13 protein-coding genes are annotated in these 16,004 nt (G+C 72.7%); 10 read left to right on the top strand and 3 right to left on the bottom strand.

Going from position 1 to position 16,004, the window contains the following annotated elements; all coding sequences use genetic code 11:
- The first annotated feature begins 90 nt into the window (after positions 1 to 90).
- Genes RI578_RS17385 through RI578_RS17370 form a run of 4 tightly spaced genes read left to right on the top strand, consistent with a single transcriptional unit; the run spans position 91 to position 5,232 of the window.
- A complete protein-coding gene (locus tag RI578_RS17385) occupies positions 91 to 861 on the top strand; it encodes a redox-sensing transcriptional repressor Rex (protein WP_310871928.1) in 771 nt (256 codons plus the stop codon).
- Entirely contained in the window at positions 858 to 2,582 is a 1,725-nt protein-coding gene (locus RI578_RS17380; protein WP_310871927.1) for a glutamyl-tRNA reductase, read from the top strand. Before RI578_RS17385 ends, RI578_RS17380 begins: the two co-directional genes overlap by 4 nt.
- Positions 2,579 to 3,538, top strand: a complete 960-nt coding sequence (hemC, locus tag RI578_RS17375; RefSeq protein ID WP_310871926.1) for a hydroxymethylbilane synthase — start codon at positions 2,579 to 2,581, stop codon at positions 3,536 to 3,538. The genes RI578_RS17380 and hemC overlap by 4 nt, the downstream gene beginning before the upstream one ends.
- Positions 3,535 to 5,232 (top strand): bifunctional uroporphyrinogen-III C-methyltransferase/uroporphyrinogen-III synthase, encoded by a 1,698-nt coding sequence (locus RI578_RS17370; RefSeq protein WP_310871925.1) that lies wholly within the window; start codon positions 3,535 to 3,537, stop codon positions 5,230 to 5,232. Before hemC ends, RI578_RS17370 begins: the two co-directional genes overlap by 4 nt.
- Before the next feature lie 77 nt (positions 5,233 to 5,309).
- On the opposite strand, the gene RI578_RS17365 is transcribed toward RI578_RS17370, so the two are convergent.
- Positions 5,310 to 6,002, bottom strand: coding sequence for a helix-turn-helix domain-containing protein (locus tag RI578_RS17365; protein WP_310871924.1), 693 nt, complete (start codon positions 6,000 to 6,002; stop codon positions 5,310 to 5,312).
- Between the two features lie 111 nt (positions 6,003 to 6,113).
- On the opposite strand from RI578_RS17365, the gene RI578_RS17360 reads away from it, so the two are divergent.
- From RI578_RS17360 to hemB, 3 genes are all read left to right on the top strand, one after another.
- Positions 6,114 to 7,082 (top strand): NAD(P)-dependent alcohol dehydrogenase, encoded by a 969-nt coding sequence (locus RI578_RS17360; RefSeq protein ID WP_310871923.1) that lies wholly within the window; start codon positions 6,114 to 6,116, stop codon positions 7,080 to 7,082.
- A gap of 231 nt (positions 7,083 to 7,313) precedes the next feature.
- Positions 7,314 to 8,291, top strand: a complete 978-nt coding sequence (locus RI578_RS17355) for a nitroreductase/quinone reductase family protein (protein ID WP_310871922.1) — start codon at positions 7,314 to 7,316, stop codon at positions 8,289 to 8,291.
- A 109-nt stretch (positions 8,292 to 8,400) separates the two neighbouring features.
- The gene (gene hemB, locus RI578_RS17350) at positions 8,401 to 9,393 is read left to right on the top strand and encodes a porphobilinogen synthase (protein ID WP_310871921.1); all 993 of its coding nucleotides are present in this window, start codon (positions 8,401 to 8,403) and stop codon (positions 9,391 to 9,393) included.
- 55 nt (positions 9,394 to 9,448) lie between these two features.
- Here the strand turns inward: hemB and RI578_RS17345 are convergent, their stop codons facing one another.
- The gene (locus RI578_RS17345; protein ID WP_310871920.1) at positions 9,449 to 10,189 is read right to left on the bottom strand and encodes a DUF4232 domain-containing protein; all 741 of its coding nucleotides are present in this window, start codon (positions 10,187 to 10,189) and stop codon (positions 9,449 to 9,451) included.
- A 210-nt stretch (positions 10,190 to 10,399) separates the two neighbouring features.
- Between RI578_RS17345 and RI578_RS17340 the strand changes: the two genes are divergently transcribed.
- The 3 genes from RI578_RS17340 (at position 10,400) to RI578_RS17330 (ending at position 13,997) form a co-directional block, all read left to right on the top strand.
- Positions 10,400 to 11,698 (top strand): helix-turn-helix transcriptional regulator, encoded by a 1,299-nt coding sequence (locus tag RI578_RS17340; RefSeq protein WP_310871919.1) that lies wholly within the window; start codon positions 10,400 to 10,402, stop codon positions 11,696 to 11,698.
- 93 nt (positions 11,699 to 11,791) lie between these two features.
- Positions 11,792 to 12,694, top strand: coding sequence for an SAM-dependent methyltransferase (locus RI578_RS17335; protein WP_310871918.1), 903 nt, complete (start codon positions 11,792 to 11,794; stop codon positions 12,692 to 12,694).
- A 76-nt stretch (positions 12,695 to 12,770) separates the two neighbouring features.
- Positions 12,771 to 13,997: a PLP-dependent aminotransferase family protein gene (locus tag RI578_RS17330; protein WP_310871917.1), complete on the top strand. Its 1,227-nt coding sequence runs from the start codon at positions 12,771 to 12,773 to the stop codon at positions 13,995 to 13,997.
- A 183-nt stretch (positions 13,998 to 14,180) separates the two neighbouring features.
- Here the strand turns inward: RI578_RS17330 and argS are convergent, their stop codons facing one another.
- A complete protein-coding gene (gene argS, locus RI578_RS17325) occupies positions 14,181 to 15,944 on the bottom strand; it encodes an arginine--tRNA ligase (RefSeq protein ID WP_310871916.1) in 1,764 nt (587 codons plus the stop codon).
- Positions 15,945 to 16,004 lie beyond the last annotated feature (60 nt).

Genomic DNA, 16,004 nt, shown 5'->3' with positions numbered 1-16,004 from the left:
CGCGTTCACAAAGACATAGCCTGCATTCGACGGGGCGGTCATGTAGGGACGTATGACCGCCTACAGCCCCGCTCTACCCGCAGGAGCACCGTGGCAACTGGCCGAACACACCGACCGGCGACCCGCAGCCGAGGGATTCCCGAGGCCACCGTCGCCAGGCTTCCGCTGTACCTCCGCGCCCTCACCGCGCTCTCCGAGCGCTCGGTGCCCACGGTCTCCTCCGAGGAGCTGGCGGCCGCGGCCGGAGTGAACTCCGCGAAGCTGCGCAAGGACTTCTCCTACCTCGGCTCCTACGGGACCCGGGGTGTCGGCTACGACGTCGAGTATCTCGTCTACCAGATCTCCCGCGAGCTGGGGCTCACCCAGGACTGGCCGGTAGTGATCGTCGGTATCGGTAACCTCGGCGCCGCGCTCGCCAACTACGGCGGCTTCGCCTCCCGCGGTTTCCGCGTCGCCGCGCTGATCGACGCCGATCCGTCAATGGCCGGAAAGCCCGTCGCCGGTATCCCGGTGCAGCACACCGACGAGCTGGAGAAGATCATCCAGGACGACGGTGTCTCGATCGGCGTGATCGCGACCCCCGCCGGTGCCGCCCAGCAGGTCTGCGACCGGCTCGTGGCCGCCGGTGTCACCTCCATCCTCAACTTCGCGCCGACCGTGCTGAGCGTCCCCGAGGGCGTCGACGTGCGTAAGGTCGACCTCTCCATCGAGCTGCAGATCCTCGCCTTCCACGAGCAGCGCAAGGCGGGCGAGGAGGCCGCTGCCGACGCCGGCGTGGTGCCGCCCGCCGTCGCCCGCAAGCAGCGCCCCTCCACCGACCAGGGACCCGACGGGGACGTGCCCGCCGTGATGCCGGCATGAGCCTCCTCGTCGTCGGACTGAGCCACCGCAGCGCGCCGGTCAGCGTGCTGGAGCGGGCGTCCCTGAGCGCGGACGCGCAGCTCAAGCTGTTGCAGGACACGGTCGCCGCCGAACCGGCCACCGAGGCCGCGGTCCTGGCCACCTGCAACCGCATCGAGCTGTACGCCGACGTGGACAAGTTCCACGCCGGTGTCGCCGAGCTGTCCACGCTGCTCGCCCAGCACAGCGGGGTCGGCCTGGAGGAGCTCACTCCTTATCTTTATGTGCACTACGAGGACCGGGCCGTCCACCATCTCTTTTCGGTGGCCTGCGGGCTCGACTCGATGGTGGTGGGCGAGGGCCAGATCCTCGGCCAGATAAAGGACTCCCTGGCCCGGGCGCAGGACCTGCACACCGCCGGCCGGCTCCTGAACGACCTGTTCCAGCAGGCGCTGCGCGTCGGCAAGCGGGCCCACTCCGAGACCGGCATCGACCGCGCCGGGCAGTCCCTGGTCACCTTCGGCCTGGAGCAGCTGTCCGCGGGAGCCGACGTCCAGCAGTGGGCGCGGGGCAAGAAGGCCCTGGTCATCGGCGCCGGCTCGATGTCCTCGCTGGCCGCCGCCACGCTGGCGCGGGCCGGGGTCGCCGAGATCGTGGTCGCCAACCGCACCTTCGAACGCGCCGAGCGCCTCGCACAGATCCTGACCGAGGGCGACGACACGGACGTGCTGGCCCGCGCGGTACCGATGGACTCGGTGCCGGTCGAGCTGACACGTGCCGACGTGGCCGTCTCCTGCACCGGCGCGACCGGGATCGTCCTCACGGCCGACGCCGTGGCGGCCACGGTGGAGCGCCGTACGGGCGCCCCCGCCGCCGAGTTCGGCGACGCGCCCTCCGGGGCGGACGCCGCCGTCGGCGTCGTACGGGAGGTGGCCGAAACGCCTGTGCCGGGCGCGGGTACGGACGAGAACTGCCCGCTCGACCTGTCCTCCGTGCCGACCGGCTTCTCCGTCATGGGGGAGGCCGCCGTGGCCGGCATGGACGCGGCGACGCTGGAGCAGCACGGGGCCTGGGCCGCGGGCGGCGCGGTCGCGGACCGGACGCGCGAGGCCGGGCGGCCGGGCGCCGAGGCGGACGCCGAGCTGATCACCGCGCTCGCCGCGACGGCCGCGAGTGTGGGGCGCATCCCCGAGCGGCGGCGGCCCGAGCCGGTCGCCGAGGTGCCGCGCCCGCAGCCGGTGCTCTTCCTGCTCGACCTCGCCATGCCGCGCGACATCGACGCCGCCGTGCACCGGCTGGCCGGGGTGCGCCTGGTGGACATCGAGTCGCTCGCCGACGCGTCGGCCGACGCACCGATGGCCGCCGACGTCGACATGGTCCGCCGGATCGTGGCCGACGAGGTCGCCGCGTTCGGGGCGGCCCTGCGGGCCGCACACATCACGCCCACCGTGGTCGCGCTGCGCAGCATGGCCGCCGACGTCGTGGCGGGCGAGATCGCCCGGCTGGAGGGACGGCTGCCGTCCCTCGACGACAAACACCGCGCCGAGATCACCCAGACCGTCAAGCGTGTGGTCGACAAGCTGCTGCACGCGCCGACGGTCCGGGTCAAGCAGCTCGCCGCCGAGCCCGGCGGTGCCGGGTACGCGGACGCGTTGCGCACCCTGTTCGACCTCGACCCCGAGACGGTGGCCTCCGTCTCCCGCGCCGAGAACAGCACTGAGAAGAACCGAGGGCCGGCATGACTGAGAAGGCACTGAGGCTGGGGACCAGGCGAAGTAAGCTCGCCATGGCCCAGTCCGGGCAGGTGGCGGACGCCGTGAGCCAGGTGACCGGTCGGCCCGTTGAGCTGGTCGAGATCACCACGTACGGGGATGTCTCCCGCGAGGCGCTCGCGCAGATCGGCGGCACGGGCGTGTTCGTGGCCGCGCTGCGCGAGGCGCTGCTGCGGGGTGAGGTGGACTTCGCGGTTCACTCGCTCAAGGACCTCCCCACCGCGCAGCACGAGGGCCTGGTGGTGGCCGCCGTTCCGGAGCGCGAGGACCCGCGGGACGTGGTCGTCGCCCGGGACGCGCGCAAGCTCACCGACCTGCCCCGCGGGGCGCGGATAGGTACGGGCGCGCCGCGGCGCATGGCGCAGCTGAACGCGTACGCGCGCACCCACGGGATGGAGATCGAGACGGTCCCGATCCGGGGCAACGTCGACACCCGCATCGGGTACGTCCGCAGCGGCGAGCTCGACGCGGTCGTGCTGGCCGCCGCCGGGCTGAACCGGGTGGGCCGCATCGACGAGGTGACCGACTTCCTGTCGGTCGACACGGTTCTGCCCGCCCCCGGCCAGGGGGCACTGGCGATCGAGTGCACCGCGGACAACGCGGATCTCGTCGCCGCGCTCGGCGAACTCGACGACCCGTTCACGCGGGTCGCCGTAACGGCCGAGCGGTCACTGCTCGCCGCCCTGGAGGCCGGCTGCAGCGCCCCGGTGGGCGCGCTTGCCGACCTCCTGGCCGACGGGCAGATTGTCAAGGAAATGCGCCTGCGCGGCGTCGTCGGCACGACCGACGGCTCGACGCTGGTGCAGCTGTCCACCACCGGTCCCGTGCCTGAAACGCACGAGGCGGCACTGGCACTCGGTCGCGAACTCGCCACCGAGATGCTCGCCCAGGGCGCGGCCGGTCTGATGGGGGAGCGAGCACAGTGAGCCCCACCACCTTTCCCGCCGGTCCGGAACAAGGGCACGTCACCTTCCTGGGTGCCGGACCCGGAGATCCGGGACTGCTGACTCTGCGCGCCGTGGAGGCGCTGTCACACGCGGACGTCCTCGTCGCCGAGCACGAGGTGCTCGACGTCGTACGCACGCACGCGAGGCAGGGCGTGTCGGAAGTGCACACGGACACCGATCCCTCGGATCCGGGCACAAGCGCGCCCCAGCTGAAGGTAGTTGACGGAGCGTCAACGACCTCGGGCGTCCCCGCCGTGCGGGATGCCGCACATCTTGTCATGGAGGCCGCGCGGGGCGGCAGGCGGGTCGTGCGTGCGGTGACCGGGGACCCCGGGCTCGACACGTACGCCGCCGAGGAGATGCTGGCGTGCGCCGCGGCCGGCGTGCCCTTCGAGGTCGTCCCCGGTATCGCGAACGCCGTCGGCGTGCCCGCGTACGCCGGTGTGCCGCTGCGGGACGCCGAGGGCGCCGACGTGCGGTTCGTGGACGCCCGTACGGCGTCGGACCGCTGCTGGACCGAGGTCGGTGCCTCCGACGGGACGGTCGTCGTGTCGACGACGCTCGACTCGGTGGCCGCGGCCGCCGGTGAGCTGGTGTCGGCCGGCCGCAAGCCGGACACCCCGATGACGGTGACGATCGCCGGTACGACGACCCGGCAGCGCACCTGGTCCGCCACCCTCGGCACGGTCGCGCAGACGCTGAAGCAGGCGAAGGTGCTGCCGTCCCCGGACGGTGGCCGGCCGGTGATAGCCGTGGTCGGCGAGCGTTCCGCCTCCGCCCGGCGCGACCAGCTGTCGTGGTTCGAGTCCAAGCCGCTGTTCGGCTGGAAGGTCCTCGTGCCGCGCACGAAGGAGCAGGCGGCGTCGCTCTCCGACCAGCTGCGCTCGTACGGCGCCGTGCCGAGCGAGGTCCCGACCATCGCCGTCGAGCCGCCGCGCACGCCCCAGCAGATGGAGCGGGCGGTCAAGGGCCTGGTGACGGGCCGCTACGAGTGGATCGCGTTCACGTCGGTCAACGCCGTGAAGGCGGTCCGGGAGAAGTTCGAGGAGTACGGTCTTGACGCCCGTGCCTTCGCGGGCATCAAGGTCGCCGCGGTGGGCGAGCAGACGGCGAAGGCCCTCATCGCCTTCGGCGTGAAGCCGGACCTGGTGCCGAGCGGTGAGCAGTCGGCCGCCGGCCTGCTGGAGGACTGGCCGCCGTACGACCCGGTCTTCGACCCGATCGACCGTGTCTTCCTGCCCCGCGCCGACATCGCGACCGAGACGCTGGTCGCCGGGCTGATCGAGCTGGGCTGGGAGGTCGACGACGTCACCGCCTACCGGACGGTGCGCGCCTCGCCGCCGCCGGCCACGACGCGGGAGGCCATCAAGGGCGGTGGCTTCGACGCGGTGCTGTTCACGTCGTCGTCCACGGTGCGGAACCTGGTCGGCATCGCCGGCAAGCCGCACAACGTGACGGTGATCGCGTGCATCGGTCCGGCGACCGCCAAGACGGCCGAGGAGCACGGTCTGCGGGTGGACGTCATGGCTCCCGAGCCGTCCGTCCACAAGCTGGCGGAGGCCCTGGCCGACTTCGGCCTGCGGCGCCGCGCGTCGGCCCTGGAGGCCGGGGATCCGGTGACGCGGCCGAGCGAGCGGCGGCCGGGGGCGCGGAGGCGGCGGTCCTCCACGTGAGGTGAAGTGAGGTGAGGCGGGGCGTTCCTTCGGGGGCGCCCCGCCTCGCTGTCGCTACCACCGGTCCCGGAGCGCGCCTACGGGCGTCCCGTCGGCCGGTGCACCGCGCCCAGGCTCATCGGTGGGGCAGGCGGCAGCGGGGCCGGGCGGCCGGGGGGCGGTGGCCGGAAGGCCTGGAAGAGGTAGGTGAGCAGGCGGCGCGAGGCGGCCAGGGCGGTTTCGCGGGGTTGGCCGGCGAGGCCGGTGACGGCCAGGAGGAGGAGCGCGATGTCCGCGGGATCGAAGTCCTCGCGGAGCTGTCCGGCCTCGCGGGCGCGTCGGACCAGGCGGGCCAGGCCTTCCTCGGCGCAGGCGCGTTCCTTGTCGTAGTCGAGCGCCTCGGGGAAGCGGGCCATGAGCACGGTCTCGAAGCCGCGGTCGGTCACCAGCGTGGTGCACACCTTCTCGAGGAGTGCGTACAGGCCGTGCCCCGGGTCGGGGTCGGCGAGGGCCTCGTCGAGGGCGGACGCGCACAGCGAGAGCTGTTCGGTGAAGGCGGCGGTGACGAGCGCGGAGCGGGTCGGGAAGCGCCGGTAGAGGGTGGCGACGCCGACGCCGGCTCGGCGGGCGACGGCGCTCATGGGGGCGTCGACGCCCTGGGCCGCGAACGTCTCGCGGGCGGCCTCCAGGACGCGTTCGCGGTTGCGCCGGGCGTCGGCGCGCAGGTCCCGATCCGCCGAGGGGCCTCCGGCGGTGTGCTCGGGGGGTTTGTGAGAGGTCTGATCAGGCATGTTTCTCACTTCTGGCGAAGTGGAGGATGTCGTCCACTTACGGGTCCAGGATGAGCGTAACAGCGGGTGCGAGCGGTGCCCGCGCTCCCCGAACGCGATATGGGACAAGACATGAGCGAGATGAAAGCGGTCCTCTTCGACCGTTTCGGCCCCCCGGACGTCCTCTACGTCGGCAGGCGGCCCGTACCCGTCATCAGCCCCGAGCAGGTGCTGGTGCGGGTGCACGCCGCCGGTGTCAACGGCGGCGACCTGCTCGACCGGACCGGGAAGGTGCGCCTGGTGACCGGCCGCGCCTTCCCCAGGGCGAGCGGCATCGACTTCGCGGGAGAGGTGACCGAGGTCGGGTCCTCGGTCACCGGGGTGCGTGCGGGGGACCGGGTGTGGGGGCTGCTGGGACGCAGGACCGGCAGCATGGCCGAGTACGTCGCCGTAAGCGCTCGCCATATCGCGCCCGCGCCGGAGAACCTCACCCCGGAGCAGGCCGTTTCGCTGCTCGCGGGCGGAACCACGGCGGTGACCGCCCTGCGCGACAAGGCTGCCCTCCAGCCCGGTGAGCGGCTCCTGGTGCGCGGCGGCAGCGGGGGCGTGGGCAGCGTCACCGTCCAGATCGGCCGGCTCTTCGGTGCGCACGTCGTCGCTCTCGCGGGCGGGAAGAACCTCGACTTCGTACGCGGCCTGGGCGCCGACGAGGCGCTGGACCACCGGGCGGCTCCGCTCTCCGGGCTCGGCCGCTTCGACGTCATCGTGGACACGGTCGGCACCGAGCAGTCCCGGGTCCGCCGGCTGCTGGCTCCGGGCGGGCGCATGGTGGCCGTCAGCATCGACTTCGACCGGCCCCTGGCCGGCCTCGGCACGGTCCTCGCCTCCACCGTGCACGGCAGGGGACGCATCCGGGCCTTCAGCGGCAACCCCGACACAGCGCTGCTGAGCGAGGTCACCCGCTACGCGGAGCGCGGCGACATCGTCCCCGTCGTGGACACGGCCCACCCCCTCGACCGTGTCGCCGACGCGCACCGGGCCCTGGAGGCCGGTGGGGTCCGCGGCAAGCACGTCGTCCGGGTCGGCGCCGCGGTGCGTTGACAGGCGGCGGGAGGGTGCGTGTAATGAGGGCGGTGCCGCGTGGCGCCGGTCAAAGAGCAGTGGGCCGGCCGGCGATCGGGCGAGCGCCCTCACTCAAGGGGTACGTGATGAGTTCCCGCTCCGCGCCCTGACACGACGTAGCGCGTTCGCACGTCGTCGTCCTTCTCGCTTCGCCCTTTTCCGGCACCGTGCCGCATGCCGCGGCCTGCCGTCATGGAGACACAGAACCGTATGCCCACGTCTTTTCAGCCTTCGCGGTCTTCCCGGCCTTCCCGGTCTTCCCGGCCTTCCGAGTCTTCCGAATCCGTCCAGTCTTTCCAGCAGTCCGTCATTGACGAGTTCCGCGCCAACGGGGGGAAGGTCGGCGGCCCCTTCGAGGGTGAGGACCTGCTCCTGCTGACGACCACCGGCGCCCGGTCGGGAGCCGCGCGGACCACGCCCCTCGGTTACGTCCGGCACGGGGACTCCCTCCTCGTCGTCGGGTCCAACCTCGGTGGCCCGCGGCATCCCGGCTGGTACCACAACCTGCTCGCCCGTCCCATGGTCGAGGTGGAGGTCGGCACCCGGACCTTCGAGGCTCTCGCCGTGCCCGCCGAAGGCGCCCGGCGCGAGGAGTTGTTCGCCCACGTCGTGCGCGCGGCGCCCGGCTACGGCGACTACCAGGCCGGGACCGACCGGCTGCTGCCGGTCGTGGTGCTGCAGGGCGCCGAGCCCGACGACTGGGAGGGGCCCGGCGAGGTCCGCACCCTCGCCGACAAGGTCATGGAGGTCCACACCTGGCTGCGCGGCCAGTTGCGCCAGGTGCGGGCGGAGACCGACGCCCATTTCGCCGCACGGGCCGCGCACCGGGGTGCCGGTGCGGCGCCCGTGCCGGGGCTCGGGTTGCAGATCCGGCAGCGGTGCCTGGCGTTCTGCCAGGCGCTGGAGTTCCATCACGAGAGTGAGGACGGGCACTTGTTCCCGGGCATCGCCCGCCACCACCCCCACCTGACCGGCGTCTTCGACCGGCTCGACGCCGAACACCGCACGGTCGCCCGCATCCAGGGCGCCCTGGCGGACCTGCTGGCCGGCATCGCCATCGCCGACCCGCAGCGCTTCCGTACGGAACTGGCGGCGATGTCCGCGGAGCTGAACGCGCACCTCGACTACGAGGAGGACGTGCTGCTCCCCTTGCTGGCCGACGTGCCGTGGCCGCCGGTCATGCCCTGACCCGGACGTCCGGGCCCCCTCGCGGTGGCTGTCGGCTTCAGGACAGGGTCCGCGTGGGCCGACTTCCCGTCGGCAAAGGCACGGGTGGGGCGGGCGTAGCGTAGGAGGTATGTCGACGTACGGATCCTTTCCCGGCACCCGGCCCCGGCGGCTGCGGACCACTCCCGTCATGCGTCGGATGGTCGCCGAGACCCGGCTGCACCCCGCCGACCTCATCCTCCCCGCCTTCGTACGCGAGGGCGTCAGCGAGCCGGTGCCGATCGCGGCGATGCCCGGGGTCGTGCAGCACACCCGGGACACGCTGAAGAAGGCCGCCGCGGAGGCCGTCGAGGCGGGGGTCTCCGGGATCATGCTCTTCGGGGTGCCGGAGGATGCGAAGAAGGACGCGGCCGGGACGGCGGGGACCGACCCGGACGGGATCCTGCAGGTCGCGCTGCGGGACGTGCGGGCCGAGGTCGGGGACGAGCTGCTCGTCATGTCCGACCTGTGCCTCGACGAGTTCACCGACCACGGGCACTGCGGAGTGCTGGACGCTCAGGGGCGGGTCGACAACGACGCCACCCTTGAGCGGTACGCCGAGATGGCGCAGGTGCAGGCCGACGCGGGTGCCCATGTGGTCGGGCCCAGCGGGATGATGGACGGTCAGGTCGGGGTCGTACGTGACGCCCTCGACCAGATCGGGCGCGAGGACGTCGCGATCCTCGCCTACACCGTCAAGTACGCGTCCGCCTTCTACGGGCCCTTCCGGGAGGCCGTCGGGTCCTCGCTCAAGGGGGACCGGAAGACCTACCAGCAGGACGCCGCCAACGTGCGGGACGCGATGCGGGAGCTGGCCCTCGACCTGGAGGAGGGCGCCGACATGGTGATGGTCAAGCCGGCCGGCCCCTACCTCGACATCCTGGCCAAGGTCGCCGAGGCCGCGGACGTGCCCGTCGCCGCCTACCAGATCTCCGGCGAGTACTCGATGATCGAGGCCGCCGCCGAGAAGGGCTGGATCGACCGCGACCGGGCCATCCTGGAGGCGCTCACCGGCATCAAGCGGGCCGGCGCGCGCAACATCCTGACCTACTGGGCCACCGAGGTCGCTCGCACGCTGCGCTGAGCGGCGACCTCGCCCGGTGCTTCGTGCAGGGGGTGCGTGGCGTGTGGGCACCCCTTCAGTACCCGAGGGCACCGTCCATGCTGGTCTGCCAGTAGGTGACCGTCAGCGCGGTGTCGACGTACACGCCGCCGGACGGCAGGGAGACCGTGGCGATGGAGCCGTCCTCGAACGGGATCGTGAGGGTGTTCGTCTCGTAGCCGTTCTCGCCGCTGCCGTCGCCGGACGACAGCAACACGCCGGCGTAACCGGACTTGCCGGGCTCCACGCCGGTCAGCGACTGCGGCTTGGTCGCCTCCGCCACCGGCGGCACGGACTGGGCCTCACCGAAGCGCGCCGCCGGGTACGGCGGGAGCATGCAGGTCTTCGAGCCGGTGTTGGTGGCGGTCAGCAGGAGGTGGTTGAGGGGGCGGGACACCTTCGTCGCGGTGATCTTCACGTCGGAGGCGGAGCACTTTCCGGGCATGTCCCCGTCGTCCTGGCCGCCGTCGTCCTGGCCGCCGTCGTCCTGGCCGCCGTCGTCCTGGCCGCCGGCGTCCGACGCGCCGGTGTCCGACGAGCCCGTGCTCGTGGCGGCGCCGCCGCCGGTGGAGCCGTTCGCGGCGTCCGTTCCCTTGCCGCTGTCCGACTCGCTTCCGCCGGTGGAGGGCTTGGCCTGGTCGCCGGCCGGGACGGAGGAGGACCCGGCCGGGGCGCCGGTGTCCGATCCGTCGCCCTCGCAGGCCGTCAGGGCGAGTGCGGCCAGCGCGACCGTCGTGGCGGCGAACAGGCGGGTGCGGCGGGTGGTGCGTGCGGACATGAGAGATCCCCTTCGGGTGGAGTGGAGGTGAGCCGCTCGACCGTTCGCCGGGAGCGGCTGCTTGGATGACCACAGCTTGGGTCCGGGTCCGTCCCGGTCGCCAGTGGTGCCGGGACATGCGGGACACTGGGACGCCGGGAGCGGCTCTGACCTGCGGGAACGGTGTTCCGCTGGGACGCCGTACGGGGATACGGGAAGAGGGAGAAACGGGTGGCGGGGGACGACTTCGCGGTACTGCTGCGGGAGCTGAAGGAGCGGTCCGGGCTCAGCTACGGGGCACTGGGCAAGCGGCTGCACATGAGTGCGTCGACCCTCCACCGATACGTCAGCGGGGAGGTCGTGCCCACCGAGTTCGCGCCGGTCGAGCGCCTCGCGCGCGTATGCCGGGCGACCCCCGAGGAACTGCTCGAACTCCACCGCCGCTGGATCCGCGCGGACGCGCTGCGCGGCGTGAAGAAGGGGGAGGCCGAGGAGGGGGAGACCGAGGAGGAGAGGGAGGAGGCCGCCGTCTCCGTCGCGGCGGAGAACGCACCGCCGGCAACGCCCACCCCGCCCGCCCCCGACGCCCCAACCGCCCCGCCCACGCCCGCCGAACCCGCCCCGCCCCGTCGCCGGCTCCCGCGCTCCGCGCTCTACGCCGCGACCGGCGTCGTCGCCGTCGGTGCCGCCGTGGCGCTCGTGGCGAACCTCGTGTCGGGCACCGACGGCGGCGGGCGGCACGGCCCGGCCGGGGCGGCCGCGGGGACCTCCGCGTCGGTGTCCGGGACCGCGACCACCGGTTCGGCGTCCCCGAGCGCGAGCGCCTCCTCGTCGCCGTCCGGGTCCTCGTCCGCGTCCGGATCGGGGTCGCCCTCCGCGTCCGCGTCGCGGCCGGGCGCGGCCACGCCGAGCCGCCGCGCACCCGCCGACGGCCCCGTGCTCACCGTGTCGACCACCCCGTACCACTGGGACGTGCCCTGCGAGCACGCCTTCCTGATCGACCGCAGTCCGCAGAACGTGCCGGAGCCGCCCGCCCAGCAGGACGCGGTCGGCTGGGCCACCCCCCTCGGCGCGGTCTCCGCGAACCGGCAGATGGCCGTCCTCACCGTGCAGGGCACCGGTGCGGAGACGGTGGTCCTGAAGGACCTGCACGTCCGCGTGGTGAGCAGTGAGCCGGCGCTGGACTGGAAGCAGTACGTGATGGGCAACGGCTGCGGCGGCCAGGTGGACACCGGGTCCTTCGACGTCTCCCTCGACCTGGCCAACCCCCTGGTGACGCCGGTCTCCGGACAGCGCGACTTCCCGTACAGCGTCAGCGAGTCCGACCCCGAGGTGTTCAAGGTCAACGCGCACACCAGCGGCCACGACGTCAGCTGGTACCTGGAGCTGGAGTGGTCCAGCGGCGCCCGGCAGGGCACCGTGCGCGTCGACGACCACGGCAAGCCGTTCCGCACCAGCGCATCCCGGGACAGCTCCTACTACGCGTACCCCCTCGGCGGCGACGGCTGGGAGCGGGTCGAGGGCGACTGAGACGGGCCGGGCACGGGCGCCGCATCGCCGCCAAGTCGTGGCTGGGGCTAGGTTGTTGGCCACCACTCCGGTTCTCTTCGTCAGGAGACGCCCATGCCCGGTGACGCCCTCAGCCAGGACCCCGCGGAGCTGAGAAGGAGGATCGACAGCAGCAAGGCGCACCCGGCCCGTGTCTACGACGTCTTCCTCGGCGGCAAGGACCACTACCCCGCGGACCGCGACGCGGCCGCCGCCGGGCTCGCCGCCAACCCGCGCGGCTACCTGGATGTACGGCACAACCGCGACTTCCTGCGCCGCGCGGTCACCACGCTGGCCGAGGAGCACGGCATCCGCCAGTTCCTCGACATCGGCACCGGCCTGCCGACGGCGGAGAACGTGCACCAGATCGCCCAGCGCACCGCACCCGAGTCGAGGGTGGTCTACGTCGACAACGACCCGGTCGTCCTCGCCCACGCCCGTGCCCTGCTCACCAGCGGTCCCGAGGGACGTACGGACTACGTCGACGCCGACCTGAAGAGCCCGGCGCGGATCCTCGAACAGGCCGCGCGGACCCTCGACTTCGACCGGCCGGTCGCCCTCTGCCTCGTCGCCGTCCTGCACTTCGTCGAGGACGAGGAGGCGTACCCGATCGTCCGCGAGCTGATGGACGCGCTGCCCGCCGGCAGCCGGCTCGTCCTCAGCCACCTCACCGAGGACCTCAACCCGGAGAACATCCGCGCGGTCCAGCGGACGTACACCGAGCGGGGCTTCACCTTCGTGCTGCGCTCCCGCAAGGACGTCGAGCGCTTCTTCACGGAGACCGGGCTGGAGCTCGCCGAGCCGGGTGTCGTACCGGTGCACCACTGGCGTCCGGACCACGCGGCGCCGGTGCCCGAGCAGCCCGAGGAGTCCTACCTCGCGGGTCTCGACGACATCGAGAAGGTCCGCTACAAGGACATCAACGACGTCACGGACGCCGACATCAACGTGTACGGGGGCCTTGCCGTCAAGGGCTGACGGCCCGGCGGTCGCACGGGTGTCCGGATCGCGGAAAGTCGCCTGTAAACGGCACGTACTTACTTAGGGTGCGGGCATGACCGTGACTGAGAACGCGCCCGCCCCGTCCGCCGCCCTGCCGCCGCTCGCCGCGCGGACCCGGTCGATCGGCGGTTCGCCCGTACGGGACATCCTCGCCGTCACCGCCCGCCCCGAGGTGATCAACTTCGCGGGCGGGCTGCCGGCCCCGGAGCTGTTCGACGCGGAGGGCGTCGCCGCCGCGTACCGGGACGTCCTCGCCGAGGTGCCGGCGCGGGCGCTGCAGTACTCCACCACCGAGGGCGAGCCCGTCCTGCGGGCCGCGCTCGCCGCCCGCACCTCCGCGCGCGGACTGGACACCGACGCCGACGACATCCTCGTCACCACCGGCTCGCAGCAGGCGCTGTCGCTGCTCGCCACCGCCCTGCTCGAACCCGGCGACACCGTCCTCGTCGAGAGCCCCTGCTACCTGGCCGCGCTCCAGGCCTTCGGCTTCGCGGGCGCACGGGTCGTCGCCGTGCCCGGGGACGAGGACGGGATCGACCCCGAGGCGCTGGCGGAACTGGTGCTGCGCGAGCGCCCCAAGCTGCTCTACACGGTCCCCACCTTCCAGAACCCCACCGGCCGCACCATGCCGGCCGCCCGCCGTGCCGCCGTGGCCGAGGTCGCCGGCCGGTGCGGGCTGTGGATCGTCGAGGACGACCCGTACGGCGAGCTGCGCTTCGAGGGCGAGCGGGTGCCGTGGATCGCCTCCTACGACGGGGCCCGGGACCGGACCGTCCTGCTCGGGTCCTTCTCCAAGGTCATGGCACCCGGCCTGCGCCTCGGCTGGCTGCGGGGGCCCGCCGAACTGCGCCGGGCCTGCGCGGTGGCCAAGCAGGCCGCCGACCTGCACACCCCGACCGTCAACCAGCTCGCCGCCGCCCGGTACCTGGCCGACCGGGACCTGGACGCGCACGTCACGCGCGTCGCCGCCGCCTACGGCGCACGCCGGGACGCCATGCTCGCGGGGCTGGCGGACGCGCTCCCGGCGGGGTCGGCGTGGACCCGCCCCGAGGGAGGCATGTTCCTGTGGGCGCGCCTGCCGGAGCGGTACGACACCACGGCCCTGCTCCCCGGAGTGGTCCGGCACGACGTCGCGTACGTCCCCGGCGCCCCCTTCCACGCCGGTGCACCCGACCGCGCCACGCTGCGGCTGTGCTTCGTCACGCAGACGCCGGACGAGATCGCGGAGGGACTGCGGCGACTGGGCGAGGGACTGCGGGAGGCGTCGCGGGAGTCGTAGGCCCCCGGCCCAGGTCCAAGAGCCGAGGCGGGGACGCCGCACCCGCACATACGGTGAGGCCATGCCTGACAGCCCACGGACGCCACCTGGCCGAAGCCCGCCGGGTGCTGGCGGCGGACTTCGGCATCGACGTGCCCGAGGGCCTGACGCTACTGAGGTGACGGCGGCCGGGGGGCCGAGGGGTCAGAGCCGCTCGGGGGTCCGGATGCCCAGCAGGGCCATGCCCCTGTGCAGCGTCTGGGCCGTGACGTCGGACAGGAACAGGCGGTTCTCCGCCACGTCCCGCGGCGGCGCCGGCTTGATCACCGGGCACTTGTCGTAGAACGACGTGAACAGGGACGCCAGCTGGTAGAGGTACGCCGTCAGCTTGTGCGGGGCGTACTCGCGGGCCGCCTCCGCCACCGTCTCCGCGAAGGCGTCGAGGTGCAGGCCGAGGGCGCGCTCCGCCTCGTGCAGCTCCAGCTCCGGGTGGGCCCCGGGGCGTACGTCGCCGGCCTTGCGCAGGATCGACTGGATCCGGGCGTAGGCGTACTGGAGGTAGACGGACGTGTCGCCGTTCAGCGAGACCATCTGGTCCAGGTCGAACTTGTAGTCCCGGTTCGCCGACGTCGACAGGTCCGCGTACTTCACCGCGCCGATGCCCACCTGGGTGCCCCGCTCGGCGATCTCCTGCTCGGACAGGTCCTGCGCCTTCTCCCGGACGACGGCGGACGCGCGGTCGATCGCCTCGTCGAGGAGGTCGACCAGGCGGACCGTCTCACCCGCACGGGTCTTGAACGGCTTGCCGTCCTTGCCGAGGACCGTGCCGAAGGCCAACTGCTGCGCCGTCACGTCCTCGTTCAGCCAGCCGGCCCGGCGGGCGGTCTCGAAGACCATCTTGAAGTGCAGGGACTGGCGGGCGTCGACCACGTACAGCAGCGTGTCCGCCTTCAGGTTGAAGACGCGGTCGCGGATCGCGGAGAGGTCGGTGGCCGCGTAGCCGTAGCCGCCGTCCGACTTCTGCACGATCAGCGGGACCTGGTTGCCGTCCGGGCCCTTGACGTCCTCGAAGAAGACGCACAGCGCGCCCTCGGAGCGGACGGCGACGCCCGACTCCTCCAGCAGCCGGCAGGTCTCGGCCAGCATGTCGTTGTAGCCGGACTCGCCGACGATGTCGGCGTCGCGGATCTCCATGTCCAGCTTCTCGAAGACGGAGAAGAAGTAGATCTTCGACTCGTCGACGAACTTCTGCCACGCGGCGAGCGTCTTCGGGTCCCCGGCCTGGAGGTCGACCACCCGGCGCCGCGCCCGCGTCTTGAACTCCTCGTCGGAGTCGAAGTGCCTGCGCGCGGCCTTGTAGAGGCGGTCGAGGTTGGACATCGCCTCCTCGCCGCTCACCTCGCCGGCCTCGTGGTCCAGCTCGTGCGGGTGCTCCTCCAGGTACTGGATGAGCATGCCGAACTGGGTGCCCCAGTCGCCGATGTGGTGCCGGCGCACGACGCTCTCGCCGGTGAACTCCAGCAGCTGGGCGACCGAGTCGCCGATCACCGCGGAGCGCAGGTGGCCGACGTGCATCTCCTTCGCCACGTTCGGCTGGGCGTAGTCGATCACCGTGGTGCCGGGGTGCTCGGCGTGCGGGACGCCGAGGCGGCCGGTGTCGTCCGCGTACCGCGCGGCGAGGTTCCCGGTGATCGCCCGGTCGCCGATCGTGATGTTCAGGAAGCCGGGCCCGGAGACCTCGACGTCCTTGATCAGATCGCCGGTGACGATGTGCGAGACGGCCTCGGTCGCCAGCTCCCGCGGATTCGCCTTCGCCTTCTTGGCCAGGGCGAGGATGCCGTTGGCCTGGTAGTCCGCCCGGTCGCTGCGTCGCAGCAGCGGGTCCGCGGATGCCTCCGGCCGGGCGGCGGAGAGGGCGGACGTCAGCTGCTGGTTGACGAGATCGGTGAGCGACGCGACCGAGGCCATAGGAGTGGGTGCCGTTCTCCTCGTGGGTTCAGATAGACCTGGTCAGTATCCCACGGGTGG

Origin of the sequence: Streptomyces sp. BB1-1-1 (assembly GCF_031597775.1) — a bacterium.
GTDB classification, from domain to species: domain Bacteria; phylum Actinomycetota; class Actinomycetes; order Streptomycetales; family Streptomycetaceae; genus Streptomyces; species Streptomyces thinghirensis.
This window is presented reverse-complemented; position numbering and strand designations above follow the sequence as displayed.

Coding starts and splice junctions, on each gene's coding strand:
- RI578_RS17380 (WP_310871927.1), top strand. CDS start 858: ATGAGCCTCCTCGTCGTCGGACTGAGCCACCGCAGCGCGCCGGTCAGC.
- hemC (WP_310871926.1), top strand. CDS start 2,579: ATGACTGAGAAGGCACTGAGGCTGGGGACCAGGCGAAGTAAGCTCGCC.
- RI578_RS17365 (WP_310871924.1), bottom strand. CDS start 6,002: ATGCCTGATCAGACCTCTCACAAACCCCCCGAGCACACCGCCGGAGGC.
- RI578_RS17360 (WP_310871923.1), top strand. CDS start 6,114: ATGAGCGAGATGAAAGCGGTCCTCTTCGACCGTTTCGGCCCCCCGGAC.
- RI578_RS17355 (WP_310871922.1), top strand. CDS start 7,314: ATGCCCACGTCTTTTCAGCCTTCGCGGTCTTCCCGGCCTTCCCGGTCT.
- hemB (WP_310871921.1), top strand. CDS start 8,401: ATGTCGACGTACGGATCCTTTCCCGGCACCCGGCCCCGGCGGCTGCGG.
- RI578_RS17345 (WP_310871920.1), bottom strand. CDS start 10,189: ATGTCCGCACGCACCACCCGCCGCACCCGCCTGTTCGCCGCCACGACG.
- RI578_RS17335 (WP_310871918.1), top strand. CDS start 11,792: ATGCCCGGTGACGCCCTCAGCCAGGACCCCGCGGAGCTGAGAAGGAGG.
- RI578_RS17330 (WP_310871917.1), top strand. CDS start 12,771: ATGACCGTGACTGAGAACGCGCCCGCCCCGTCCGCCGCCCTGCCGCCG.
- argS (WP_310871916.1), bottom strand. CDS start 15,944: ATGGCCTCGGTCGCGTCGCTCACCGATCTCGTCAACCAGCAGCTGACG.